This window comes from Psychrobacter sp. AOP31-B2-9, assembly GCF_052378005.1.
GTDB lineage: Bacteria > Pseudomonadota > Gammaproteobacteria > Pseudomonadales > Moraxellaceae > Psychrobacter.
Genome location: NZ_JBQSXG010000028.1, coordinates 1 through 22,542 on the forward strand (window position 1 = coordinate 1; position 22,542 = coordinate 22,542).

20 protein-coding genes and 2 tRNA genes are annotated in these 22,542 nt (G+C 42.4%); 6 read left to right on the forward strand and 16 right to left on the reverse strand.

The genetic code is table 11. The annotated features are described in order from the left end of the window. Window positions 1-65: 65 nt before the first annotated feature. On the forward strand, window positions 66-347 hold the full coding sequence (locus tag ACT3SX_RS05110) for a hypothetical protein (RefSeq protein WP_192992260.1): 282 nt from the start codon (window positions 66-68) through the stop codon (window positions 345-347). A gap of 56 nt (window positions 348-403) precedes the next feature. Continuing rightward, window positions 404-1,261 (forward strand): methyltransferase domain-containing protein, encoded by an 858-nt coding sequence (locus ACT3SX_RS05115; RefSeq protein ID WP_192519096.1) that lies wholly within the window; start codon window positions 404-406, stop codon window positions 1,259-1,261. A gap of 94 nt (window positions 1,262-1,355) precedes the next feature. Here ACT3SX_RS05115 and ACT3SX_RS05120 read toward each other — a convergent pair whose 3' ends face one another. From ACT3SX_RS05120 to ACT3SX_RS05150, 7 genes are all read right to left on the reverse strand, one after another. After that, window positions 1,356-2,633, reverse strand: coding sequence for an ABC transporter ATP-binding protein (locus tag ACT3SX_RS05120; protein ID WP_225739146.1), 1,278 nt, complete (start codon window positions 2,631-2,633; stop codon window positions 1,356-1,358). A 108-nt stretch (window positions 2,634-2,741) separates the two neighbouring features. Beyond that, on the reverse strand, window positions 2,742-4,436 hold the full coding sequence (locus ACT3SX_RS05125) for an ABC transporter permease (RefSeq protein WP_442069580.1): 1,695 nt from the start codon (window positions 4,434-4,436) through the stop codon (window positions 2,742-2,744). A 114-nt stretch (window positions 4,437-4,550) separates the two neighbouring features. Continuing rightward, window positions 4,551-5,675, reverse strand: coding sequence for an extracellular solute-binding protein (locus ACT3SX_RS05130; RefSeq protein WP_192519098.1), 1,125 nt, complete (start codon window positions 5,673-5,675; stop codon window positions 4,551-4,553). Window positions 5,676-5,953: 278 nt separating this feature from the next. Further along, window positions 5,954-6,691, reverse strand: a complete 738-nt coding sequence (locus ACT3SX_RS05135; RefSeq protein WP_192519099.1) for a 16S rRNA (uracil(1498)-N(3))-methyltransferase — start codon at window positions 6,689-6,691, stop codon at window positions 5,954-5,956. After that, window positions 6,688-8,352, reverse strand: coding sequence for a 3-deoxy-D-manno-octulosonic acid transferase (locus tag ACT3SX_RS05140; RefSeq protein ID WP_192519100.1), 1,665 nt, complete (start codon window positions 8,350-8,352; stop codon window positions 6,688-6,690). Before ACT3SX_RS05140 ends, ACT3SX_RS05135 begins: the two co-directional genes overlap by 4 nt. A 330-nt stretch (window positions 8,353-8,682) precedes the next feature. Then, complete coding sequence (locus ACT3SX_RS05145) at window positions 8,683-10,182, reverse strand: tetratricopeptide repeat protein (protein WP_192519101.1); 1,500 nt, start codon at window positions 10,180-10,182, stop codon at window positions 8,683-8,685. A 147-nt stretch (window positions 10,183-10,329) separates the two neighbouring features. Further along, window positions 10,330-11,967, reverse strand: coding sequence for a cardiolipin synthase (locus ACT3SX_RS05150; RefSeq protein ID WP_192519117.1), 1,638 nt, complete (start codon window positions 11,965-11,967; stop codon window positions 10,330-10,332). Between the two features lie 473 nt (window positions 11,968-12,440). Here ACT3SX_RS05150 and ACT3SX_RS05155 point away from each other — a divergent pair. The 4 genes from ACT3SX_RS05155 (at window position 12,441) to ACT3SX_RS05170 (ending at window position 15,183) form a co-directional block, all read left to right on the forward strand. Further along, a tRNA-Val gene (locus ACT3SX_RS05155) sits at window positions 12,441-12,516 on the forward strand. Window positions 12,517-12,552: 36 nt separating this feature from the next. Then, a tRNA-Asp gene (locus ACT3SX_RS05160) sits at window positions 12,553-12,629 on the forward strand. 602 nt (window positions 12,630-13,231) lie between these two features. Then, a complete protein-coding gene (locus tag ACT3SX_RS05165) occupies window positions 13,232-14,035 on the forward strand; it encodes a DUF5020 family protein (RefSeq protein WP_318779524.1) in 804 nt (267 codons plus the stop codon). Between the two features lie 146 nt (window positions 14,036-14,181). After that, on the forward strand, window positions 14,182-15,183 hold the full coding sequence (locus ACT3SX_RS05170) for a D-cysteine desulfhydrase family protein (protein WP_192519102.1): 1,002 nt from the start codon (window positions 14,182-14,184) through the stop codon (window positions 15,181-15,183). A 95-nt stretch (window positions 15,184-15,278) separates the two neighbouring features. On the opposite strand, the gene modB is transcribed toward ACT3SX_RS05170, so the two are convergent. The 9 genes from modB to ACT3SX_RS05215 all read right to left on the reverse strand — a co-directional run bounded on the left by modB (window position 15,279) and on the right by ACT3SX_RS05215 (window position 22,319). Beyond that, window positions 15,279-15,980 (reverse strand): molybdate ABC transporter permease subunit, encoded by a 702-nt coding sequence (modB, locus tag ACT3SX_RS05175; protein ID WP_192519103.1) that lies wholly within the window; start codon window positions 15,978-15,980, stop codon window positions 15,279-15,281. Window positions 15,981-16,029: 49 nt separating this feature from the next. After that, window positions 16,030-16,875 (reverse strand): molybdate ABC transporter substrate-binding protein, encoded by an 846-nt coding sequence (modA, locus tag ACT3SX_RS05180; RefSeq protein ID WP_192519104.1) that lies wholly within the window; start codon window positions 16,873-16,875, stop codon window positions 16,030-16,032. Next, window positions 16,868-17,359: a molybdenum cofactor biosynthesis protein MoaE gene (locus tag ACT3SX_RS05185; protein WP_192519105.1), complete on the reverse strand. Its 492-nt coding sequence runs from the start codon at window positions 17,357-17,359 to the stop codon at window positions 16,868-16,870. Before ACT3SX_RS05185 ends, modA begins: the two co-directional genes overlap by 8 nt. Before the next feature lie 67 nt (window positions 17,360-17,426). Beyond that, entirely contained in the window at window positions 17,427-17,726 is a 300-nt protein-coding gene (locus tag ACT3SX_RS05190) for a MoaD/ThiS family protein (RefSeq protein ID WP_225739148.1), read from the reverse strand. A 99-nt stretch (window positions 17,727-17,825) separates the two neighbouring features. Then, on the reverse strand, window positions 17,826-18,332 hold the full coding sequence (moaC, locus tag ACT3SX_RS05195; RefSeq protein WP_192519106.1) for a cyclic pyranopterin monophosphate synthase MoaC: 507 nt from the start codon (window positions 18,330-18,332) through the stop codon (window positions 17,826-17,828). 24 nt (window positions 18,333-18,356) lie between these two features. Further along, entirely contained in the window at window positions 18,357-19,067 is a 711-nt protein-coding gene (gene mobA / locus ACT3SX_RS05200; protein WP_192519107.1) for a molybdenum cofactor guanylyltransferase, read from the reverse strand. An 8-nt stretch (window positions 19,068-19,075) separates the two neighbouring features. Continuing rightward, window positions 19,076-19,606, reverse strand: coding sequence for a molybdenum cofactor biosynthesis protein B (gene moaB, locus ACT3SX_RS05205; protein WP_442069581.1), 531 nt, complete (start codon window positions 19,604-19,606; stop codon window positions 19,076-19,078). Window positions 19,607-19,818: 212 nt separating this feature from the next. Continuing rightward, window positions 19,819-20,925 (reverse strand): GTP 3',8-cyclase MoaA, encoded by a 1,107-nt coding sequence (moaA, locus tag ACT3SX_RS05210; RefSeq protein ID WP_192519109.1) that lies wholly within the window; start codon window positions 20,923-20,925, stop codon window positions 19,819-19,821. A 98-nt stretch (window positions 20,926-21,023) separates the two neighbouring features. Continuing rightward, a complete protein-coding gene (locus ACT3SX_RS05215) occupies window positions 21,024-22,319 on the reverse strand; it encodes a molybdopterin molybdotransferase MoeA (RefSeq protein WP_192519110.1) in 1,296 nt (431 codons plus the stop codon). Between the last annotated feature and the right edge of the window lie 223 nt (window positions 22,320-22,542).

A 22,542-nucleotide genomic window follows, 5' to 3' on the forward strand; every position in this document is an offset into this window, starting at 1 on the left:
CTAACCGCTACACTAACTTAATCTTATAGAACACTTAAATAACAAACTAACAGGCTACTTTTATTATGGATATCATTCTTGCGATTGTTTGGATTTTAGCAATGGTGCTATATAGTTTTTCAAGCGATTATGTCACTAACTTTCCTAACCATAATAATCGTGCTGTCCCCTATGTCCGTTGGGGAGCACTTTTAGTCGCCATGGCTTTATCTGCATACTTAGCAAAAGCCTATCAAAAAAACCTACAAGGTAATGGTATCTGGGTATTTGTTATCGTAGTACTTATCGTTATTGTTTTAGCGAAGGTCGTTTTTAAATGGGTAATTAATAGACGTTTGAAACGCTAGATTGTCATCCATAGTTTTATTACTTTAACCCTCTTACTTATTGATATGAATGCCTTATGCCAACTAAACATCAAAACCACCAATCTGATTCAAATCACTCCATACCATCAGAAGACACACGTACTGACCGCAACTTTGACGCCATCGCTGATCACTTTGAAAAAAAAGTCTATGGTGGTCTAAAAGGTGACATTCGATTGGCGGTACTGCGCCGTGATATCTTTGAGCATTGCGCCCAAATGAGCAAAGATCTTGGCAGACATTTACGTATCTTAGATGTGGGTGCAGGACTTGCACAGATTGCTATTGAGCTTGCAAAACAAGGTCATACGGTCATCATCAATGACATATCAGAAAACATGCTAGAAAAAGCCAAGACAAGTGCTGCACAGTTGGATCAAAAGCTTGATATCAACTGGTATGTTTGTCCGTATCAATCGCTTGAGGACAAGCTGGCTCAGGTAGGCACAGAAAAATTTGATTTAATTTTATGTCACGCATTGCTTGAGTGGTTGGCAGAACCTGCAATGGTTATGGACTTTTTTGATCGCCAACTAACAGATAGTGGTGCACTATCACTGTGCTTCTATAACCCTGCTAGCTTCGATTATCGCAACCTGATTATGGGAAATTTCAACTTACTCGATAATACCGAATATAAAGCTGATAATAAGAAAAGCCTGACACCCAATCACCCTGTGGCTAAACAAGAGGTGGAATCCTGGTTAGTCGCCCATCATTATCAAACGGTTCGTACCAGTGGACTGCGTGTGTTTCATGATTATTCACCACTCAAACGTGGCGGACATACAGATCCAGAAGCGGTAATACGGATGGAGCTGCGTTACTCACAACTAGAGCCGTATAAGTGGCTGGGACGTTATTTGCATATACTGGCCACCCGAAAAACATAGCAATAATGAGCCAATAAAATAAGAGACTAAATTGAGCTCAGCCAACTGTTTTGTCTATGCAGTTTTATCTATGCAGTTCCTATATATCCTTTGTCTACGCCGCCCCTGACCCATCATACTCTGACCATGTGGTGGCATTGATGTTTTTTTCATCGAATACAACCACATGCTCAAGCATCGGTAAGATACCGATGCGCGTACCTATCTCATGATTATGATGACTAGGAACTAGCGATAGTACGGTCTGTCCATCGTCAAGTTGTAAGCGGTATAAGTAATTCGCCCCGCGAAACACACGTCCGATAATCAGTGCTGTCTGCGTACTGTCATCGTCATGAATGATATCATCAGGACGTACCAGCACTTTAATTAGTGTGCCATTTGGATAATCATACTCGCAATGCTGTGGGTGACCAGACTCATCATAGACTTCCATACGGCGATAGATATCACCGAGTGCCGTCTCAACATGACCTTCTTTGATGATGCCATCTATCATCGCCCCCTCGCCCACGAACTCGGCGACAAACGGACTAATAGGCTCATGATAAAGCTCACTCGGCGTTGCCCACTGCACCAGCTTACCCTCACTCATGACGCCGACTTTATCCGCCAATGCAAACGCTTCGTTTTGATCATGCGTCACTAATATAGCGGTGGTATTGGTACGTTTTAGAATATCACGAACATTCATAGCCAATGACTCGCGTAGCACCACATCTAGGTTTGAAAACGGTTCATCCAATAGCAAAAGTTTGGGATTTGGCGCTAGTGCACGTGCGAGTGCTACCCGTTGCTGCTGACCACCTGAGAGTTCACTAGGACGTTTGTCCGCATGCTCGGTTAATTCGACAAGGCTTAGCATCTCAGCCACACGGGCTTTTTTGTCAGTGGCAGACCATTTGTTGAGGCCAAAAGCGATATTTTTTGCCACACTTAGGTGACCAAATAACGCATAGTCCTGAAACACCATACCCATGTCACGTTTGGCTGGTACTACGGCAAATGAGGTACGAGCCGTTTTATCCGTTAGGCACTGATTGTTTAATTGAATACGGCCACCGCGACTTTCTTCTAGCCCTGCAATCGCACGTAATGCCGTGGTTTTTCCGCAACCGCTATACCCCAAAAAGCAACCAATCTCGCCTTGCTGTAATTCTAATGACAGTCCATTGACGATGATCGTATCGTCATAGCCCACGATTAAATCTTGCACACTAAAATAAGGATCAGCAGCGTCTTTGGTATCTGAGCTAAAACCACGGTCTTGCGCCAACCTGCTAGTAGACTGAGGCTCTATTGGCTTAGCACTTGTTGGCTTAGTACTTGTTGCTTGAGAGTCTGATAAGTTTTTAGTTAGATCCGTGTGCATAGACAGTACCAGTTAGCAGTTAGCGATTAATAAATAAAACTCGTAGAACGATGGATAAAACGTGATGGAAACGTTTGAATATTTTCGACTTATTTCAGACAATCAAGGTTAACTTTGTTTGTCACTTTGACGCAATAATATCCAAACAGGCAGCAATCCGACCAACACTATCAATAAGCTTGGTAATGCAGCACGTCCCCACATACCTTCACTGGTCATCTCAAACACTCGAACCGCCAACGTATCCCAGCCTTGCCGCCGAGTCATTAACGTAATTGGCATCTCTTTCATGACTTCAACAAAGCCCATTAATAATGCAGTTAGTACACCAGGACTCAGCACTGGCAACATCACATGTCGCCATCGTTGATAAGCACTATCACTCAGCAGTTTGGCAGCCGCTTCTTGATTGATGGTCAATCGCTGTAATTGGCGATCCACCGGCTGAAAACTAACGGTCATAAAGCGCGTAGACAACGCCAGTAACATAACAATCACGCTACTTGATAGCAGCTGCTGCGACGTAATGCCAAAAGCAATCATCTGATTGTCTAACCAAGCAATGGGAATAAATATGCCGACAGCCAAGACCGTGCCGGGCACCACATAACCCAAATTGGCCAACGTGGTCATTAGCTTGGTTGATCTATCAGGATACTGACGCTTAATCCAAGCAATAATAACCGCCAAAAAGGCGATAAAAATCGTGGTCATACTCGCAATCATGATGCTATTGGTCACAAAATCAATGTAACGGGCATCAAAATCCTGCCTGAAATTCAACGCCGTCCAATAGATAAGTTGCAAAAACGGTATAAAGAAAGCCACTGCAAAAATCATTGTGCATAATAACGTCATGGCCCATTTGGCAGAGGTCCTGGCTTCAAAGCGCTGATTACTACCTTGAGTGATAGAGTTGCCACGCTTTGCCTGCCAATACTGCTCAAACAACACAACGATAAACACCATACCGATTAATAAGGCTGCCAGCTGTGCCGCAGTGGTCAAGCTAAAGAAGCCAAACCATGCTTTATAAATGGCCGTGGTAAAAGTATCGACATTGAATACTGACACCGCGCCAAAATCTGCAAGCGTTTCCATACTGGCCAGTAGTAATCCGCCGATGATCCACGGTAGTGCTTGTGGCAGTGCCAACCGGAAAAACACGCGACCACGAGTTAAACCCAGCATTTGCCCTGCTTCAATCGCGCGCCTACCCTGCGATAAAAACGCTTGGCGCGCCAGTAAATAAACGTAAGGATAAAAGGCTAAAGACAAGACTAGACCGGCACCCCAGATATTACGAACCGAAGGAATTGCTGTATTAATACCTAAATCACGCAAACCTGTCTGCAATGGCCCACTAAAATCAACAATACCCAAGGTAACAAATGCCAAGACATAAGCCGGTATCGCTAGCGGCAACATTAGCGCCCACGAAAAAAACCGCTGCCCAGGGAAGCGATACATACTGGTTATCCACGCAAGTACGGTACCGACCGTACCAGAAACAACCGTGACCATTAACAATAAAGTCGCGGTGTTTTTTAGGACTTGCGGCAGCACATACTCTGCCATGTGCGTCCAAATATCGGCAACTGGCTGCGTCCACGACAACAGCACAATCACAATTGGCACAAGCATAAACAACGAAATCAGCCCTAAGACTGATTTTGAAAAGATACATTTCCGAGTGGCATGGTCTTGACTGACCATGTGATGTTTGTCGATACTAGCACTATTTCTGCTAATGTCATCGACTGTAGCACTGTTGCGTACAGACGCATCTGGCGTTGTGCTCATAAATTATTACCGTGTCATACGTATAGAAACCTTATATAAAATCAAATCCCAAAATACCGTAAACGCTATCAAACTTCGTCACGGTCGTTTTGAGATTGGTATTATTTATGATTTCTATTTATAACCTGCTTTGTCCATTAATTGAATCGCTTGGGTTTGTAGCTCACCAAACTTTTGCACACTGATATCATCTTTATTGAACGGACCCCATGATCTGAGCATATCTGACTCATCAACACCTTCTTTCACTGGGAATTCTTTATCTGAGCTGGCATAAAGACCTTGTGCCTCATCAGATGACAACCACTCTATCAATTTAAGCGTACCATCTGGATTGTCTGAGCTTGCCACTACACCAGCACCTGAGATATTGACATGCGTACCAGTCGTGCCTTGGTTTGCCCAAAATATATTGACAGGGAAATCTGGTTTTTCATCTAGTATGCGACCATAATAATAACTATTCGCCACACCTACTTCGCACTGACCAGCAGCGATGGCTTCAAGCATACTGGTATCATCACTGAACACATCAGTGGCTAAATTATCTACCCAACCACGAACGATTTCTTCCGTTTTTTCTTGACCCAAGTGCTCCATCATACTGGCCACAAGTGATTGGTTATAGACCTTCTTAGACGTGCGTAGGCATAACTTACCTTTCCACTTTGGATCGGCCAAATCTGCATAAGTAGATAACTGGTCAGCACTGACTTTGCTTGGGTCATAAAAGATAGTGCGAGCACGTAATGACAAACCGGTCCACTGACCTTGTGGATCACGGTATTTTGCAGGAACGTTAGCTTCCAATACAGTAGACGATACTGGCTGTAGCAAACCTTGCTGTGCAGCTTGCCATAAGTTACCAGCATCAACGGTCAAAAGCATATCAGCGGGTGTATTCTGACCTTCTGCTTTTAGCCGTGCCATGAGCGGACCAGTGCTGTCTGTGACTAGCTCAACCTTCACACCTGTTTGTTCGGTATAGCGATCTAGCAATGGCTTAATTAACTGCTCGTTACGTGAAGAATAAATAGTCACTGTTTGACCGTCTGCACTCGTAACATCACCATTCGCAGCTTGCTGTTCACTACTATCTGCTGCTGTATCTGTCTCCGCACTTTCTTCTGTTGTAGATGAGTTATTACAACCCGCTAATCCCAACATCATACCCAATATAGCAACAGGTAAGACGAGCTTAGTAGAAGTTAGGTTAGCGCTAATGGTATTCAGTGACATGGTTTTCCCCACAATAATACAACGGAAAGATAAGATGGCGACAAGGCAAAACAGCTATAAAAACCCTGACTGTTAGGATAGTAACACCGCAATACTTCAAAACAACATACTAATAGAAATGAGATTAATTATCAATACATTTGTCTTATTCAAAAACACATCTAGCAACAGATATAACGATGGCTATTTAAAGCCTACACTTGCTGGTTCTGACAATCCAAACAGTCATAGATTTTTTAATACTTTTTGAGCTTTTTTAGGGTTCCTTTTTTTGAAGTTCACTGTAGCAGCCACTGTCCTAAGATAGCATTCACAGCGGCTTCTGTCCGCAAGATACGTGAACCAATATTGACAGCTTCACAACCCTGCGCGGCAAGCATTGCTATCTCATAATCTATCCAACCACCCTCAGCGCCGATACAGACTAAGCTGGGTAAGTTTTTTGCTGTAGATGATGATTGCTGGTGTCGCAAATACTGTGCAAATGACTGCTCACTATAAGGGTGCGCAACAATACCTCGGTGGGTCATAATACTTGCCAGCTTATCTTCGACAAATGGCTTAAAGCGTTTTTCTAAGCTAATTCGAGGTGCTATCGTATCGACGCCTTGTTGTAGTCCTTCTAATAAAAACTCGTCAAGCCGTGCCAGCATTGGACTTTGCCAATAGCTTTTTTGTGTGCGATAGCTATTGATAAGAATGATATCTCGTACGCCAAGTGCGGTCATATCCATTATCAAGCGTCGTAACACTTTAGGACGTGGCAGTGCCAATATGACGGTTAAGTCTAACTTGGGTGGAGGTTCAGTAGTCAGTTGAACATCACCCAACTGAATGCTATCCGAGCAGATATTTTCAATGATTGCCGTGCCTAGCTGACCACCTAGCTGACCAATCTTTAGTGTATCACCGACTTTTGCGGCGAGTACGTTATGGACATGATTGACCTGTGATGACTCACTGATTTGCGCAGAGTCATGCGAAAAGCTAGTATCGGGCAATAATATACAGTTCATAGTATCTCTTGTTTGGCATACTGCTCGATAACGTCTTCAATCATCGTAAATTGACGTATCAATACTGCTTGTTGTTGCACGGTCATCTGCTCGCCAGCTTGTCCTGCCTGTTTTGCTACATCAAGATGACTCAACCAAGATAACAACTGCTGATAAATAAGTTCTATATCATCATTTTTATCGGTATTCAGCGAGCTTGTGGTACTTATTGCGTCCTGAGTAACAGGGTGATAAAAGGTGTTATGTGGTTGATACAGCGCACCTACTTCAGACAATTTATCAACCACCACTTGGCAAGATTGTGTATAACCACCCATTATCACAGGTGTTGCTACGCTCGCTGGCTCGACAGGATTGTGACCACCGACATCGACCAACGACCCACCAACTAGCGCCACATCTGCTAATGCATACCAAGTCATCAGCTCACCCATGCTATCAGCCAAATAAACTTGTGTCTCAGGGTTAATGCCCTGGTCTGCACTGCGCCGTGTCATTGTTAATTCTGACTTTTCAATGAGCGCTGCCACTTCGTTAAAACGCTCAGGATGTCGCGGTACGATAATTAGTAGCGTGTTAGCAAGCGCTGGATTAGATAGTAGATGCTTATGTAGTGACAATACCGTCTCTTCTTCACCGCTATGCGTACTTGCTGCTACCCAAACTGGTCGCTCAGTTGTTCCAAACGCTTGTGCCAGTTTAACTTTTTGGTCTAGTATTTCGCTACTTTTGCCTGCTGCATCGCTCGCCTTCATTTCAGCAACAGCGTCATCGCTCTCCAAGAAGTTAGTTTGAGAAATACTGCTGGTAGGAGCACTGATTTTAGAAACATTGGTTTTAGAAATACTTGTTTTAGGCGTATTAATCACCCATTTTAAAGAACCTGCCACACGAATTTGTGCGCTATCGGCTCCCAATTGCCGAAAACGTTTAGCAGAGTCATTGTCTTGCGCAATAATCAACGCCAGATTTTTCATCATACTGCTACTAACCGCACCTATCTTTTGGTAACTTTTAAACGAAGATGCTGATAGCCGACCATTAACTAAGATACTAGGAATACGATGTTCTGAGAGCTTGGTTAAAATATTCGCCCAAAGCTCTGTTTCTACAAACAAGGCAACGGTAGGCTGTACATGATTTAAGAACTGCTCTATCACGGTAGGACTGTCTACAGGCACGTAGCTATGACTCATGCGACCTTGAGCAATATCATCAGCGAAACGGCTAGCACCACGAGCAAACCCCGTCTGCGTGGTATTGGTCAACCATACCTGATAACCATGAGCCAATAACCTGTCCAGTAACGGTGCAACGGTATTGGTCTCGCCCAATGAGACAGCATGACACCAAACGATACCCTTATTAGCATTGTCATTAGCATTGCCCTGAGCCATTGGCATAACCGTACTTGCATACACCGTTGGGCTTGATGGATAGTTTTTACCAAAACGCTGCTCCACTTCTTGTTGATAGTTCTCACGCTTATGCGATCTTCGCCATACTTGCAGTCGATATAACGGCTTCAATAGTCCAATCGCCAGTTGATAATAAGCAGGCGGCTTATAAACAGCATGTCTCATGAACGATATAGAATTAACGGAATCAACAGAGCCAGTCGCTTGTGAGGAATAATCAGGTGAGGTATCAGAAGATGGCATGAAACAGCCTAGATTAGTAATTGATCAAATAGGAGAAAATAGCAGCAAAAAACGCGCCAATTTTACCTGAATTTGGCGCTCAACAATAAACTTTTATAGCACGTCTTAGTCAAGTAGCCGTAAACCTTTACATAGACCTGTAGTTTAGGGTGTGTCCTCATTTTAAAAGTGGTGATAAAAATGAGATAAATGACCGTCAAACAATAAAGATAGCGCAGATAATATCAAGGTAAGTAGTCAGATATTTGACGCCATTTGGCAGGATGTAGCCATTTCTAACTCATCTAAATGATTATCGATTGAACTAAAGACACACCCTAGCTACCACACTTAAACAATGAGTATTATCAATAATGCAATGACTATCACGGCAACCAATAATAACTGGTATCGCTTAGTACTATGCTGCTCTTGTTTTTGTGTGGTGATTAATGCTTGCGCTTGCTGCCATTGCATGACAATCTTCGCTGCTTCCGTGTGACCATTTTCAGCAGCTTGCTCTAACCAGTATTTACCATTATCGATATCTTGTACCACACCGATACCTTGGTAGTACATCTTGCTTAACAAGCGCTGTGCACGGCTATCATTTTTACTAGCGGCTTGTTTAACCCATGCTGTACCTGATTCTGCCGAAGCATTTTTGTCCGCTGCAAGACCTTCATTAAGCAGCTCATACATCGCTAACCGTAGCATTGCAGCAGTATTTCCAGCATTAGCAGCAACTTGTAATTTTGAGAGTGCTTTTTTCTTTGCAGCCATCTGACTCTCTGAAAACACCACTTGCGCACGTGCTTTAGTTTGTTTGGCAATGTGTTGTTCAAACTGCTCTAACACGGTGGAAGATTGATGATATTCATCATGACCCGACGTCTGCGCCACCTCTATCTCATTCAACTCTATAAGCAACTGCGTAAACATATCTGGCGTTGGTGCGCTTTTTGACAAAGGTATTGTTTCGTTTGATGTAGAGTCTACGGATGCAATACCTTCTGGCTTAGTACTGTCTACTGATTTAGTCGTTTCTACTGATGGTGTCACTTTAGACAGTGTAGGCTGGATTGGGTGATTGTCGTTTTCAGACTTTGATACAGCCTTAGGTACGGGCATATCAGTCAATGAGTCTGTTTTCAATACCTCATTCTGACTGGCTGCCTTTGCCGTATTCAAATAAGCATCTTCTGACGTACGCTTACTGGTATTTTGTATGATAGGCTTGGCTGGCATGACTGCTCTTACTGAGCTAACGGCTGGAGCTACTTGAGCATCATCTGATATTGGCAGATTTGAGCTTACGGCTTGATACAAGCCACTAGCCACTTGGCCACCTTTTACGGCTTCAAACGGCCTATCAATGTGACCAAACAAACGCAATCCTATCGGCTCTAAGGCAAAAAACAATGACGTTGTTTTTTGAGTATCAGAAGCATCACGGTAGATGACTGCCATATGCTGATAAAAATCATCAGTTATAAGAGGTAGCTCAGGATAGCGCTTATGTATCTCAAACTGTCCGTACCAATGCGGTGTACTTTGCCATTGCTGTGCCAACACTCGTCCGGCATAAAATGCTAAAAACATCATAAAGTTGCGATAGCGCTCATCAACGAGTAGCGTGTTTTCGTCCCACTGTCCAACTTTAATCATTTCACGGCGGATTTGTGATAGCAATGTATCGACACGCTGTAAACTGGCTAGCGATTCATCCAACGTACAATTACGAAGTTCAGTCTCATAAGCGATGCCACCAGCGATAGCACGTCCAGCTAGAAAATCTTGCCAATAGCCTTCGGCAATATAATCAAAAGGCGTGATAGGTGATGCAGACATAGTCAAGCGAGTCCTGTATAGAAGTAAGTCAATAATAAGAAAAACAAAATTACTATAAAATCTGTCATTATTTTAAGGCGTGTCTTCATTTTACACATAGTAATGAAAATGAGATAGACAGCTCACCTTACCCTAAAATCAAAAAGGCTACAATAAAGGACTAAACAAGCGAACGACATTGTCAAACAGTCGCTCTGTACCGCGGCGCTGCTGCCAATCTTCCAAATTCAAAAATCGGCAATTTTGCAAATAGACTTCTTGACAATCAGCCACTTGAGTAACCATCTCTGGCGTATAAATAGCCAGACTAACTTCCATATTAAGATAAAAACTGCGCATATCGATATTCACCGTACCGAACAGACAGTAATCGTCATCGACCACCACCGTTTTAGTATGCAACAACCCGCCTTTAAATAAAGCAATAGTCACACCCGCATCCAACAGCTCTTGATAATAAGCCTGCGAGGCATGCTGCACGAGAAAAGAGTCAACCTTTTCAGGCACAATCAGTGTGACATCCACTCCACGCTTAGCCGCTGTCGTTAATGCGCCTGACAATGCTTCATCAGGTACAAAATAAGGCGTAGTGATGCAAATGCGTTTATTAGCGCGATGAATCACCGTTACCAAGGTATTATAAATAACATGAGCGGTCACTTGCGGTGCAGAAGGTATCAGCTGAGCTAGCACATTGTCTACGACAGGCATTTTTGGTATGACAATGGATGTAGAGCCAATATCAGGCTGCTCATGACAGTCAACCGCTTCACCTAATACCTTCACTCGGCTGTTTAGATCATTGATTGTCGGATTCATCACATATAGCTTACGAGTATAGCCATTCACTCGCTGGTTGAGCGCATGTAGGTTATCATTATTTTCAGCACCGATATCCGTCGCCACTACTATTGCCATGGCTGTCGTGATACTTATAGAGTGTTGGCTGGTTGTACGTATCGCCACATCAATCCACTGTCCAACATTTTTATTTTGTTTAAAGAATCTGGGGTCAACCAAATTAAAGCTACCGATATATCCGATATACTCATCAATAGCCACCATTTTTCGATGATTGCGCAAATCTGAGCGCTTAAACAATGTCTTAAATAGTCCCACTGGCAGCGACTGATGAACGAAAACACCTGCTTTCTCTAATGTACGATGCGCACCACTATTAAAAAAGCTAAAACTGCCCACACTATCAGCCAATATATGACACTCTACGCCGCGCTGCGATGCTGCTGACAAAGCTTCTATTACCTCTAACACTTGTCCCTTTGGATAAATAATATAAAACTCCATCAGAATAATGCTTTGTGCGGCATTGATGTCCTCAATCAACCTCTGAAAAATCGTATTAGGAGCTGTTAATAGCTGCATACTATGATTGGGAAACACACCCAATCCTGTCCAACGCGTACCTATCTGACTGACACCGCGATAGTTATCTGTTAGCAAGTCTTGGCCTTTATCAAACACGAGGTTCTCACGCCGCGCCATATCATTCATCAATAGGCTTGCTTGGTCGACACGCTCACGATAGCGCCGCCCAATCATCGGCTCACCGAGCAATATATACGCGATAAGTCCAAAAACAGGTAGAGTATAAAGCACAGCAACCCAAGCAATAGACACACCTATGTTACGCTGTACGGAGACAACCCGTAGCGTCATCACTATCATTAAAACAATATGTAATACCAGACCCCATCCCGCAAAGTATCCCCAAGACCAGGTCGCAAAGGTTTGTTCAACCGTAGAATTATCTATGCCCGCCTCCAACAATCAAAATAAAAAAATAAAGCATAAGCAGTAAAGCATCAACAGTATAGTCGATTCAATTTAAAAGTAGTACAAGGCAACCGATCGTAGACGTATATCTAATACTTCAAGCGAGGTTAACGCCGTAATAATTTTATAGTGGCATGACTATATCGTAGATTTTGGCTACCAAACAATAACCAATCACAATAAGCCTATTTATAAAAAAGCGAATAAATACAATCAGTAAGCTACTGTTTAAAATGATATTTATAAAGCATTTTAAATTATTTACTATTTTTTTTAAAAACCGTTTGACAGCCATGTGTAAATCTATATAATACACATCCACAGCAAGGGGAGTTAATCAATCCTAGCTGATAAAGTTAATTTAAGTGTGACAGCTTATATTAATGAAGCAATACACAAAATCTTATTTAAAAGATTTTGTCTTGCGAAGCTAAAATTACGGTGCAATTTTTGAACGCTTCTCAGGGTGATTAGCTCAGTTGGTAGAGCGTCTGCCTTACACGCAGAATGTCGGCGGTTCGAATCCGTCATCACCCACCACTTAATAGCTTGTGGTAAAAAAGCTAAACGACCTAAGCAGCGGTAGTTCAGTTGGTTAGAATGCCGGCCTGTCACGCCGGAGGTCGCGGGTTCGAGTCCCGTCCGCTGCGCCATATTTAAAACAAATTTAAACTTACGAGTTTAAGCAAGTTTCGCCTCAAGTATTAGTTTACTTGAGGTTTTTTTGTGTCTAAAAATTCTGACATACTAGGGTATATCGCCCATTCCACCTCTATTTATCACCACCCTTTCTATCAATCACGTTTTTTTCTTGTCCTCAATAACTCTGTTTTCCGCCAGTCATCAAACAGCCCAACTATTATCTACAATCACTTTTCCTTACAAAATTTATTTTCCTGACCAAATGGTCAGTTAAATTAATTAAATCAAAAACTTAGACAATATCAAAAACTTAGAACACTCTAAGACATTGTATTCATAGTAAATATATCGTTGTCAGTGATTATAAAAAATGCTTAACTGTTTCGGAGTGTTAAAAAATGTTGCAACAAAACTACAGTAATCGTGTGAATTTTTGCAATATGAAACACGCTTATATTTGGCGTATTCATCTTCGTTATAGTTAATTTGTACTGCAAGTTGACTGAGATTTCTCCTTAGCAATGTAGATAGATTTTTGATAGAACATCAAAGCTATTTCTACCATGATATCGAGCCTGCTAAGGCCAATGACTGTATATAAAGGAGTACTACTGTGCATTACAACTTATCTGCAAGCCTACCCCTATCTATCCAAGCCTCCAAAAGTAACGTTAAAAAAAACCTATTCTTGATCAAACCACTAACCACAGCTTTAGTTACTATTGTCGCATTGGGAGCCATGAGTAATACTCATGCTAAGGTACTCTTTAGCGACACCAGTCTGTCTATCCTATATGGTGACGATTATGAGCTGGTAGAAGATGGTGAATTAACGACCATCACACTAGAGCATGCCTCTACCCATACTTGGGGCGGCGTGTTTTTCTTTGTTGATCGCCATCAAGGTGCTAGCGATAGTGATAATAATAAATATAAAGAAACGTATGGTGAGTTCGCGCCTAAATTCAAATTACAAACCTTTGATGACAGTTTTATCAAACAAGTTAACTTAGCAGGTCAATACGAGTTTGGCTCAAACAGTACGGGCTTTAGCCAAGACAACTATATGGTCGGTGTTGGTGCAGACCTAAATGTACCTATTCCAGGTATGAAATACGCATCCGCGTCTATATACCATGTCTTTAATGACAATACGGATGATGACCAACAAATCACATTGACTTATGGCTGGGAAAAAAACAACATCGTCATTGATGGTTATGTGGACTATTCGTTTAATAACGATGACTTAAAAGATCAACTGCATATCAATCCACAGATAAAATATAACTTACAGGATACACTGGGCATTGATAACCGCCTAGAAGTCGGTATGGAATATAGCTACTGGAGAAATAAATATGGTAGTGATCAAACTCAAAATACACCTAGTGCATTGGTTAAACTGCACTTTTAAATAGCTGTTTATCTAAAAATAGCCTCATGCTAATATTCAATATTGCATGGGGCGATTTGGTTTGTCTTTAGTCAATGACGTCCAAACCAGTAGTGAATTTGAGTCAAACTTATCTGTCATATCTTTTATTATAAAATGGGAAAAATATGAACTACTACCACATCGCTAGAGAGTCTTTAGGATTTTTTCCAACGCCTTTAGTAGCGCTTAGCAAGTTGAGCAAAAAGCTTGATGGCCCTACCATTTTTATGAAAAGAGACGACAATACTGGACTCGCATTGGGTGGTAATAAAACGCGCAAGCTTGAATTTATTATCGGTGATGCACTGGCTAAAGGTGCTGATACGATTGTCACTGCGGGTGCTGCGCAATCGAACCATTGTCGCCAGACTGCCGCTGCTGCTGCAAGTTTGGGACTGGAGTGCCATTTAGTCTTAGGTGGCAAAGAGCCTGCGCAAGCCAGCGGCAATTTGTTGCTAGATAAAATCTTCGGTTGTCATATCCACTGGGCAGGCGCCAATCGCAAGGGCGAGGATATTCCTGACATTGTCGAACAATTAATAACCCAAGGTAAAAAACCTTACGTTGTGCCTTATGGTGGCTCAAATGAGCTGGGTGCTTTAGCATTTGTAGAAGCCTATAAAGAGCTAGAGTCGCAACGCAAAAGTATGAATCTATCCTTTACTCATATTATTTTTGCTTCAAGCTCTGGAGGAACACAAGCTGGCTTAATGCTTGGTAAAAAAGCGTTCAACTCACCTTGCCAAATAGTAGGCATCAATATTGATAAAGGTGAAACGGACAAAGTTCCGTTTGATCAGTACACGCTTTCTCTTGCTAACCGTACGGCAAAGTTAATCGGTGCAGATTATGAGTTTTCAGAGTCGGACTTAATACTAAACTCTGACTATGTCGGAGAAGGTTATGGTGTGGTTGGTGCATTAGAAAACGAAGCGATTGCCCTGACAGCACAAACTGAGGGCATACTGTTAGATCCTGTCTATACAGGCAGAGCGATGGGCGGGCTAATAGATATGATTCGCATAGGAGTAATTAAAAAAACTGACAGCGTTTTGTTTTGGCATACAGGCGGCGCACCCGCTCTATTTGCATATTCAAATGATTTGGACTTTGCTCAGAAATTCTAATGGCAATTACTAGTATCTTTACTCTGATAAGTGCCCTCAAACTGACCGATGCCTCTACTAGTGAGAAAATAAAGACTCGCTAGTTCGTTTAAGTGTTATGAGCTCTGGTGCATGCGACTCAAACTAGCAATCAAAACCACCATAAACACACCGATAATAATAAGAAAGCCTGACATCATGTGTGCGGCCTCATAATTAAGCGCTTCTACTTGCTCGTATATCGCAATTGATATTACTTTGGTCTCATCTGAAATACTACCGCCGATCATCAATACGACACCGAACTCTCCAATCGTATGAGCAAAGCCAATCAAGCTACCGAGCACAATACCGATGCGCGCTTGTGGTAACGCGACTCTGACAAACCGCTTAAAACGGCTCGGCTCTAATAATCGTGCCACATCCATAACGCTATGCGGAATACGTATGAATTGCGCATAAACTGGCTGAATATAAAAAGGTAACGAATAAATAATAGAGCCAATCACCAAACCTTCAAAGGTGAAAATCAAGGGACTGATGCCATGCTCGCTCAGCCATTTACCCATTCCAGCACTGGGGCTGAACAATAATAAAAGATAAAAACCTATAACGGTAGGCGGCAAAACGAGCGGCATCGCAATAATGCCCATGAGCAAAACTTTAAACCGTGCCACAAAGTGGTGGCGACTAGGTTTAGCAAGCCAATACGCCACAGGTGTGGCAAATAGCAATAAACATAAAGTGGTGACACTAGCCAGCTTAACACTTACCCAAAATGGACTCAGCATAGCTGACATAAGCGATGGATCTATCATAGTATCACTGCTCATTTCTCAATGTGGTCAAGATAAGGACTATATTTAGCTACTGCACGGACAAATAACCTGCTTGCGAAAAATACTGCTGCCCTACGGCTGAACGTAAGTAGTCAGAAAAATCTACTGCCCTATTTGAATCGCTGATTACGATACCATCTTGTAAAATAGCAGGATAAGTATCTGGCTTTAGTGTCATAAACTGCTCAGGCTCGGCTTTGATAGCGACGAGCTGTGACTGCGCAACGAAACCATAATCGACACTAGCTGTATGTGCATACTGAAAAGCTTGACTGATGTTTTCTGCCTGTATGATTCGTTTTTTCTGACTTAAAAACTCATAGATATGTTGTGATTGTAGATACGCTTTTGCCGATGTGCCATACGGAGCAAGTTCAGGATTGGCGATGGTTATTTTAGCGTTATCGTCATTCATCAATACATCAGATAGCGATGCTGTATAGATTTTATCTAAGGGTTTGGACACACTATACAGCGCCAACTGACCTTGTGTATAAGTAAATAGCTGATAGGTTGTGTCATTAGAGCCATTAACCTGACTTGCCTTTTCTTTGGCTAGCTTGGCAGGAAACTCTTGATTGGCTGATAAATAAATATCATAGGGAGCGCCTGCTTTAATCTGAGTATATAATTTGCCTGACGAAGCATAAGTCACATCGATGCTTTGATCATCTAGAGCTTTATCTGCCTGATAACCCTTAATAATATCAGGTAACACATCAGACAAATTAGCAGCGGCAGCGATACGTAAAGTTGGACTAGTCTCAGATAATTTAGTCGCAGACTCTATATCAGTATCACTCTCTTGCGTACAAGCGCTTAACATCAATATTAAACCAGTAAAGACAGAGACAGCAACGGTCAACCTACCCATTATTACTCAACCATTTAGAAGAGTCGTCCTGATAATACTCTTGTTTCCAGACGGGAATATCTGCTTTTACCGTGTCTAATATCCAGCGGCATGCATCAAAGGCTGGGTAACGATGCGCAGAAACCACACCTACCCAAATAGCTACATCGCCGATCTCCAAAGGACCAATACGGTGTATCGCTATAGCATGCGTAATCTCAAAACGTTTTTTGGCCTCTTCTATAATAGCCCGGCCTTGATTGATTGCTAAATCCTCATAACCATAATAAGTCAAACGATTAACACTAGTAGCATTATTATGATTGCGTACTCTTCCTTCAAAACATACAAACGCGCCGCAGCTGTCATCATCAAGAATTTTTTTGAGTCTGTCTTCATCAATTGCTACATCTAATAACGCAAAGCCATCACGCTCAGCGACTGCATAGACATCATCTACGCTACGTTTGATAGTCATCGAATGACTGTGAACATTATCTGTCATTTACTTTCTCTACTTATTTTATATTGGGCTTTTATACTAGGCTTTTAAAATATGAGTGAGCACCTATCTAACCACCAGCAACTGGTGTGATAAACACCACGCTATCACCATCATAAATAGGGTCTGTCCATTTAACGAAATAATCGTTCACCGCCACGCGTAGATCTGACTGCGGGCGACTAAAACGATGTTTTTGCGTCAACTGTTGATACAACTCAGTGAGTGATGCTGACTGATCTATGCTAATGTTTTCCTGCGAGCAGCCTGCTTCATCAGCTAAGCTTGCAAAGTACAAAACGTTGATAGTCATCAATGAGTCACTATTTTTTTCTATATCAGTATTATCCATCACATCCGTAGTACTCATAAAACCTTCTATTCATTACAAGCTGTCGAGCTTCATATTTATTATATCGCTAAATATTCAAACAAAATTGAACGATGCTATTTATTTATGCTGATAGTCTTATTTATGTTGATAATCAGACTTGCCACCTGTCTTTTTAATCAGACGAACACCATCAATAATAATGTCATGTGACAGTGCTTTGGTCATATCATAAATAGTCAGACAAGCCACACTGACCGCTGTCAACGCTTCCATCTCAACCCCTGTTTTATGGGTCACTTTGACAGTTGCGCTCACATCAATACTGTGGCTGGCATCATCATAGTCAAAACTCAAACCAATCTTATCTAACGGCAATGGATGACAAAGTGGAATAAGATCGTGCGTACGTTTCGCCGCCATGATGCCAGCGATATGCGCCGTTTGGGTGATACTGCCCTTTTTGGTCATGCCATCCGCTGCTTTAATTTGGGTATAAATCTCGCTTGGAAAGCGCACTTGTCCAACAGCGTAAGCTTCGCGTGTCGTGGCAGTTTTGTCACTCACATCGACCATGGTGATGTCACCGTCGCTGTCTAGATGGGATAAGGCAGATTGATTGGTTTCTTGGCTACTAATATTCATTGATAATTTCTCTCAATAGACTTTTTATAAATTACTTAAAGCCACACATGCCTGCTCAAAATCTTCAGGGGTATTAAAATTGGTCAAGTGCTGCCAGCTCTTTGCAAAGGGTACAGGTTGTACAATCGGCTTAATAAACGGTATTACTCGGCGCTGATGACTATCGATATAGGCTTGTAAATCAGGCTCAATACTTAACTGATAAAGCCCCAATAATGGATATAAATGATGCGCATCTGTCAAACAAATCGCTTTTTTATCAACAGCTTGAACAGTCGCTTGTTGCAATTCGCGCCATAAGTCAGTCACTGGTATCAAACTGTCACAGCTGACAACCAGCAGCCATGATGACGGACTGACTTGAGTGACTTCTGAGCTATTGATAGCTATCAATCTTTGCATAGCAGACTCTATAGCAGCCAATGCACCAGCCGTATCCATCTGCTCATCGCTCTCATGAGCAACATAATCAGAGATATGAAAAGCTGGTGAATGTGGCCGGCTTTTCATGAGTTTTACATCAACCTCAAAACCGCGTCCGTTGTCTGCAATCATAATAGGCAGATTCGTATTCACTGCATTTAGCTCAAGTGCATGACGGACATGATAATCTAATAGGCGCTCCCCTGTCGGCAAAACGAGCTCCGCTTTGGGCGTACCCATACGTTTGGATGCGCCACCAGCCAAAACAACAATACCGGCCAAACTAGCCAAAGGGTTAAAAGCCTTCATCATTGACAACATCAATCGTGGCTTGGGTTTTGAGCCATAAAATGCGGCACAAAATTGCAGGGACGAGTACGGCTATCAAACTGCTCTTTTAAGATATTTTCCCAGCCCGTACGGCACGCGCCAGATGAGCCAGGTAAGCAAAAAACACCTGTGCCATTTGCCATACCTGCCACTGCACGAGATTGTACAGTCGACATGCCAATCTCATCTTTTGAGATTAAACGGAACATTTCACCAAAGCCATCGATGGATTTATCAAACAGTACCTTTACGGCTTCAGGCATACTGTCTCTGATAAAGAATCCCGTACCACCAGTCGTAATAACCGCATGGACGCTTGGATCGGCAATCCAGCCACTAATCACCGCTCTTATTTGATAAATATCATCAGTGATCAGCTTACGGTCTGCCAAGTGATGCCCTGCCTCTACCAGACTGTCTGCCAAGTATTGACCAGAGGTATCTTCTGCCAAGGTGCGACTGTCTGAGACAGTTAAAATAGCAATATTAAGCGGGATAAATGCCGCAGCGGGTTTGCTCATAAATATTCCTTAATAGACAGGCGATGTCGTTATTAAAATACTAGGGCGTGTCTTCATGTCAAAAATGGTGATAAAAATGAGATAAATTGCCGTCAAACAAGGAAAATAGCGCAGATAATATCGGGATATTAACCAGCTATTTGACGATGTTTGGAAAAATTCAGCCATTTTTAGCCCATTGAGATAACTATCGAGTGAATTGAATACACGCCCTAGCCACCAATGATAGATAGATTATGCATGATACCGCTATTAGCGTCATGTAAATGGTGATGCTCAGGCTTAATCGGCATAAAGTCATGTAACGTATTCACGAGTCCTTGCACATCACCTGCCTGCAAATGCGGGCGGATATCATAGTTACCTTGATCAAATAAGCACAAATGCACGCGACCTTGGCTACTGACTCGCAAGCGGTTACAGGTATCACAGAAATGTGCAGCATAAGGCGCAATCATACCGATACGCCCTACGTAGTCGGGATGACTGTACTCTACCGCTGGGCCATCATCGCTACCACGGTCATGTGACTGCCAGCCATTCTCCAATAAATAATCTATGATACTGTCAGACTGTGCGTGCTGAGCAAAAAATAAGTCGCTATTATCACTGGTCTGCATAAACTCAATAAAACGATAAGTAACTTTTCTATTTTTGACATAATCGATGGCGTTCAACAGGTTTTCAAACGCGGTCTCTGCCATTAAGATGCTGTTAATCTTGAGCTTGATATCTGTTGTTTCTAACAATGTGTCCATATCGGCAAGTAGCTGCGGCAGACTATCAAAGCCTGTCATCTTATGAAAGGTCGCGGCATCAAAGCTGTCCATACTGATATTCAGCTGATTCAATCCAGCAGCTTGCCAACTGGCTAAATGCTTGCCGAGCTTATAGCCGTTACTGGTCATAGCAACCGTCTCAATACCGTTAGTCTGCTTGATAGTTTTGATAATCTCTACGACATCACGGCGAATGGATGGCTCACCACCCGTGATTCTAACTTTTTTGGTGCCGACTTGCGCAAACCCACGTATTAATGTGGCAATTTCAGGAATACTTAGCTCATCATCGGGACGCTTACCTTGATAACCATTTGGTAGACAATACTCACAGCGAAAATTACAAAAATCAGTGATAGATAAACGCAGATAAGTCAGACGACGTGAAAACCCATCGGTCAGAGGCTGGGTGTATTCAGATGCATGCCCTGCATGTACAGGCGCAGCGATAGACGACCGACCATAGTCATCGGCTATGGCCGTATCTGATGGTGGCACATACCAGTGGGCACGGCCTATTTTGACGTTATCATTATTCATACGTTACTTATTATTTGCATTTAGCAGAATTTAACTATTTGAGATCCATGAAATGAAGGCCAATTAAATGACTGTAGCTATTCGTTAAGTGGATCGTCTTAAGTATATAGCCAAGGAAAAGGTTGTACGGTCACTGTGTTGTGTGCAGCGACATTACCACTGTCTTTATCTAATACAATAAAGCAATTGGCACGGCTAAGCTGCTTTATTCTGTGCGATTGCTGACTGGAGAAACACTCAACGGTATAACTGCCCGCTGCGTTTTGTGTCAACACACCGCGCTGAAAATCTTTGCGACCGACTGACTTTCTAATGTCATTAGTGAGCGTGGCTTGAATACTCAGCTGTATAGGCTGCTCTGATGAGTCCGCACCAGACATCTGCCACAGCGCTGGCATCACAAATTGTAGCGCGCCAACCACGGTAGAGAGTGGGTTGCCCGGTAGCCCAAAGTACAATACTGGCTTATCCATATCTTTATTTAATTCACCAAATACAAAAGGCTTGCCTGGTTTCATAGCGACTTTATAGTGATTAACTTGTCCTAATTGCTCGATAACTGTGGTCAAAAAGTCATAATCACCGACCGACACACCTGCTGTCGACACCAGTACATCACACTCTTGCATAGCGTTATTGACCGCAATCGTTGTCTGCTCTAAGTCATCAGGAATAATACCGTAATCACGAATGACAATCGGTAGATCTGCTAGCAAGCTTTTTAAAGTTGGTGTATTGGAGTTATAGATTTGTGCCAAACTTGTCAGATCGTTACCGACAGCCACAAGTTCATCACCAGTCGCTAGAACGCCTACTGTCAACGGCTCAAATATACGGACGTGACTGATACCTAAGTTTGCAAGCAAGCTAATATCGGCAGGATTGATACGCTTCCCATCTATTAAGACAGCTTCGCCCGACTCAATTTCTTCGCCTTGTTTGCGAATATTCTTATCAATCTGGGCAGTTTGGGTGAGCGTAATATTATAAGGCTGTGATTTGTCTAGCGTAGCTTTTATCACGGAAAAATCGGTGTTCTCCTGCATAATGACGGTATCGCAGCTATCTGGCACCACGGCGCCCGTAAAGATACGTACGCCCTGTCCTGCTGCTAGCTCACCTATGTAGGCACAACCCGCCTGAGACTCTCCGATGATTTCAATTGAGCTGCCTGCTGATAGCTCACTGCCTTGAGCAATCGCATAGCCATCCATCGCAGATAAGTTCTGTCTGGGTACATCAAAGGGTGAGACAATAGTTTGAGCCAGTATTTGATTGAGGCTGTCCAACAGCTCACAAGTAGCAGCGGTTCTATTTTGGAGTGGCAAATCTTTATTATTATAATTATCTATGCGCAACTTGATGGCTGACTGTAGCTCTTCCACGGTAATCATAAGGGCAAACTCTTTTGGTTATTTTAGCTTTTGACTGTTATGACTTATAGTCATTCTAATTATTAGTATTGGCAAAGCCAGTTATCTATAGCGTATCTTGATTCCAAAAATGGAGACACGCCATAGAGTTTATCATTCATCATACAATTTTTCTTGTAGCAATGTCATTTCTTCATATTTAACATTGTGATTGACACGTAATTTGAGCTTAATTTCCAACTGC

Bases quoted from the DNA above. Each gene is read 5' to 3' on its own strand.
- ACT3SX_RS05110 (WP_192992260.1), top strand. From the start codon at position 66: ATGGATATCATTCTTGCGATTGTTTGGATTTTAGCAATGGTGCTATAT.
- ACT3SX_RS05115 (WP_192519096.1), top strand. From the start codon at position 404: ATGCCAACTAAACATCAAAACCACCAATCTGATTCAAATCACTCCATA.
- ACT3SX_RS05120 (WP_225739146.1), bottom strand. From the start codon at position 2,633: ATGCACACGGATCTAACTAAAAACTTATCAGACTCTCAAGCAACAAGT.
- ACT3SX_RS05125 (WP_442069580.1), bottom strand. From the start codon at position 4,436: ATGAGCACAACGCCAGATGCGTCTGTACGCAACAGTGCTACAGTCGAT.
- ACT3SX_RS05130 (WP_192519098.1), bottom strand. From the start codon at position 5,675: ATGTCACTGAATACCATTAGCGCTAACCTAACTTCTACTAAGCTCGTC.
- ACT3SX_RS05135 (WP_192519099.1), bottom strand. From the start codon at position 6,691: ATGAACTGTATATTATTGCCCGATACTAGCTTTTCGCATGACTCTGCG.
- ACT3SX_RS05140 (WP_192519100.1), bottom strand. From the start codon at position 8,352: ATGCCATCTTCTGATACCTCACCTGATTATTCCTCACAAGCGACTGGC.
- ACT3SX_RS05145 (WP_192519101.1), bottom strand. From the start codon at position 10,182: ATGTCTGCATCACCTATCACGCCTTTTGATTATATTGCCGAAGGCTAT.
- ACT3SX_RS05170 (WP_192519102.1), top strand. From the start codon at position 14,182: ATGAACTACTACCACATCGCTAGAGAGTCTTTAGGATTTTTTCCAACG.
- modB (WP_192519103.1), bottom strand. From the start codon at position 15,980: ATGATAGATCCATCGCTTATGTCAGCTATGCTGAGTCCATTTTGGGTA.
- modA (WP_192519104.1), bottom strand. From the start codon at position 16,875: ATGGGTAGGTTGACCGTTGCTGTCTCTGTCTTTACTGGTTTAATATTG.
- ACT3SX_RS05185 (WP_192519105.1), bottom strand. From the start codon at position 17,359: ATGACAGATAATGTTCACAGTCATTCGATGACTATCAAACGTAGCGTA.
- ACT3SX_RS05190 (WP_225739148.1), bottom strand. From the start codon at position 17,726: ATGAGTACTACGGATGTGATGGATAATACTGATATAGAAAAAAATAGT.
- moaC (WP_192519106.1), bottom strand. From the start codon at position 18,332: ATGAATATTAGTAGCCAAGAAACCAATCAATCTGCCTTATCCCATCTA.
- mobA (WP_192519107.1), bottom strand. From the start codon at position 19,067: ATGATGAAGGCTTTTAACCCTTTGGCTAGTTTGGCCGGTATTGTTGTT.
- moaB (WP_442069581.1), bottom strand. From the start codon at position 19,606: ATGAGCAAACCCGCTGCGGCATTTATCCCGCTTAATATTGCTATTTTA.
- moaA (WP_192519109.1), bottom strand. From the start codon at position 20,925: ATGAATAATGATAACGTCAAAATAGGCCGTGCCCACTGGTATGTGCCA.
- ACT3SX_RS05215 (WP_192519110.1), bottom strand. From the start codon at position 22,319: ATGATTACCGTGGAAGAGCTACAGTCAGCCATCAAGTTGCGCATAGAT.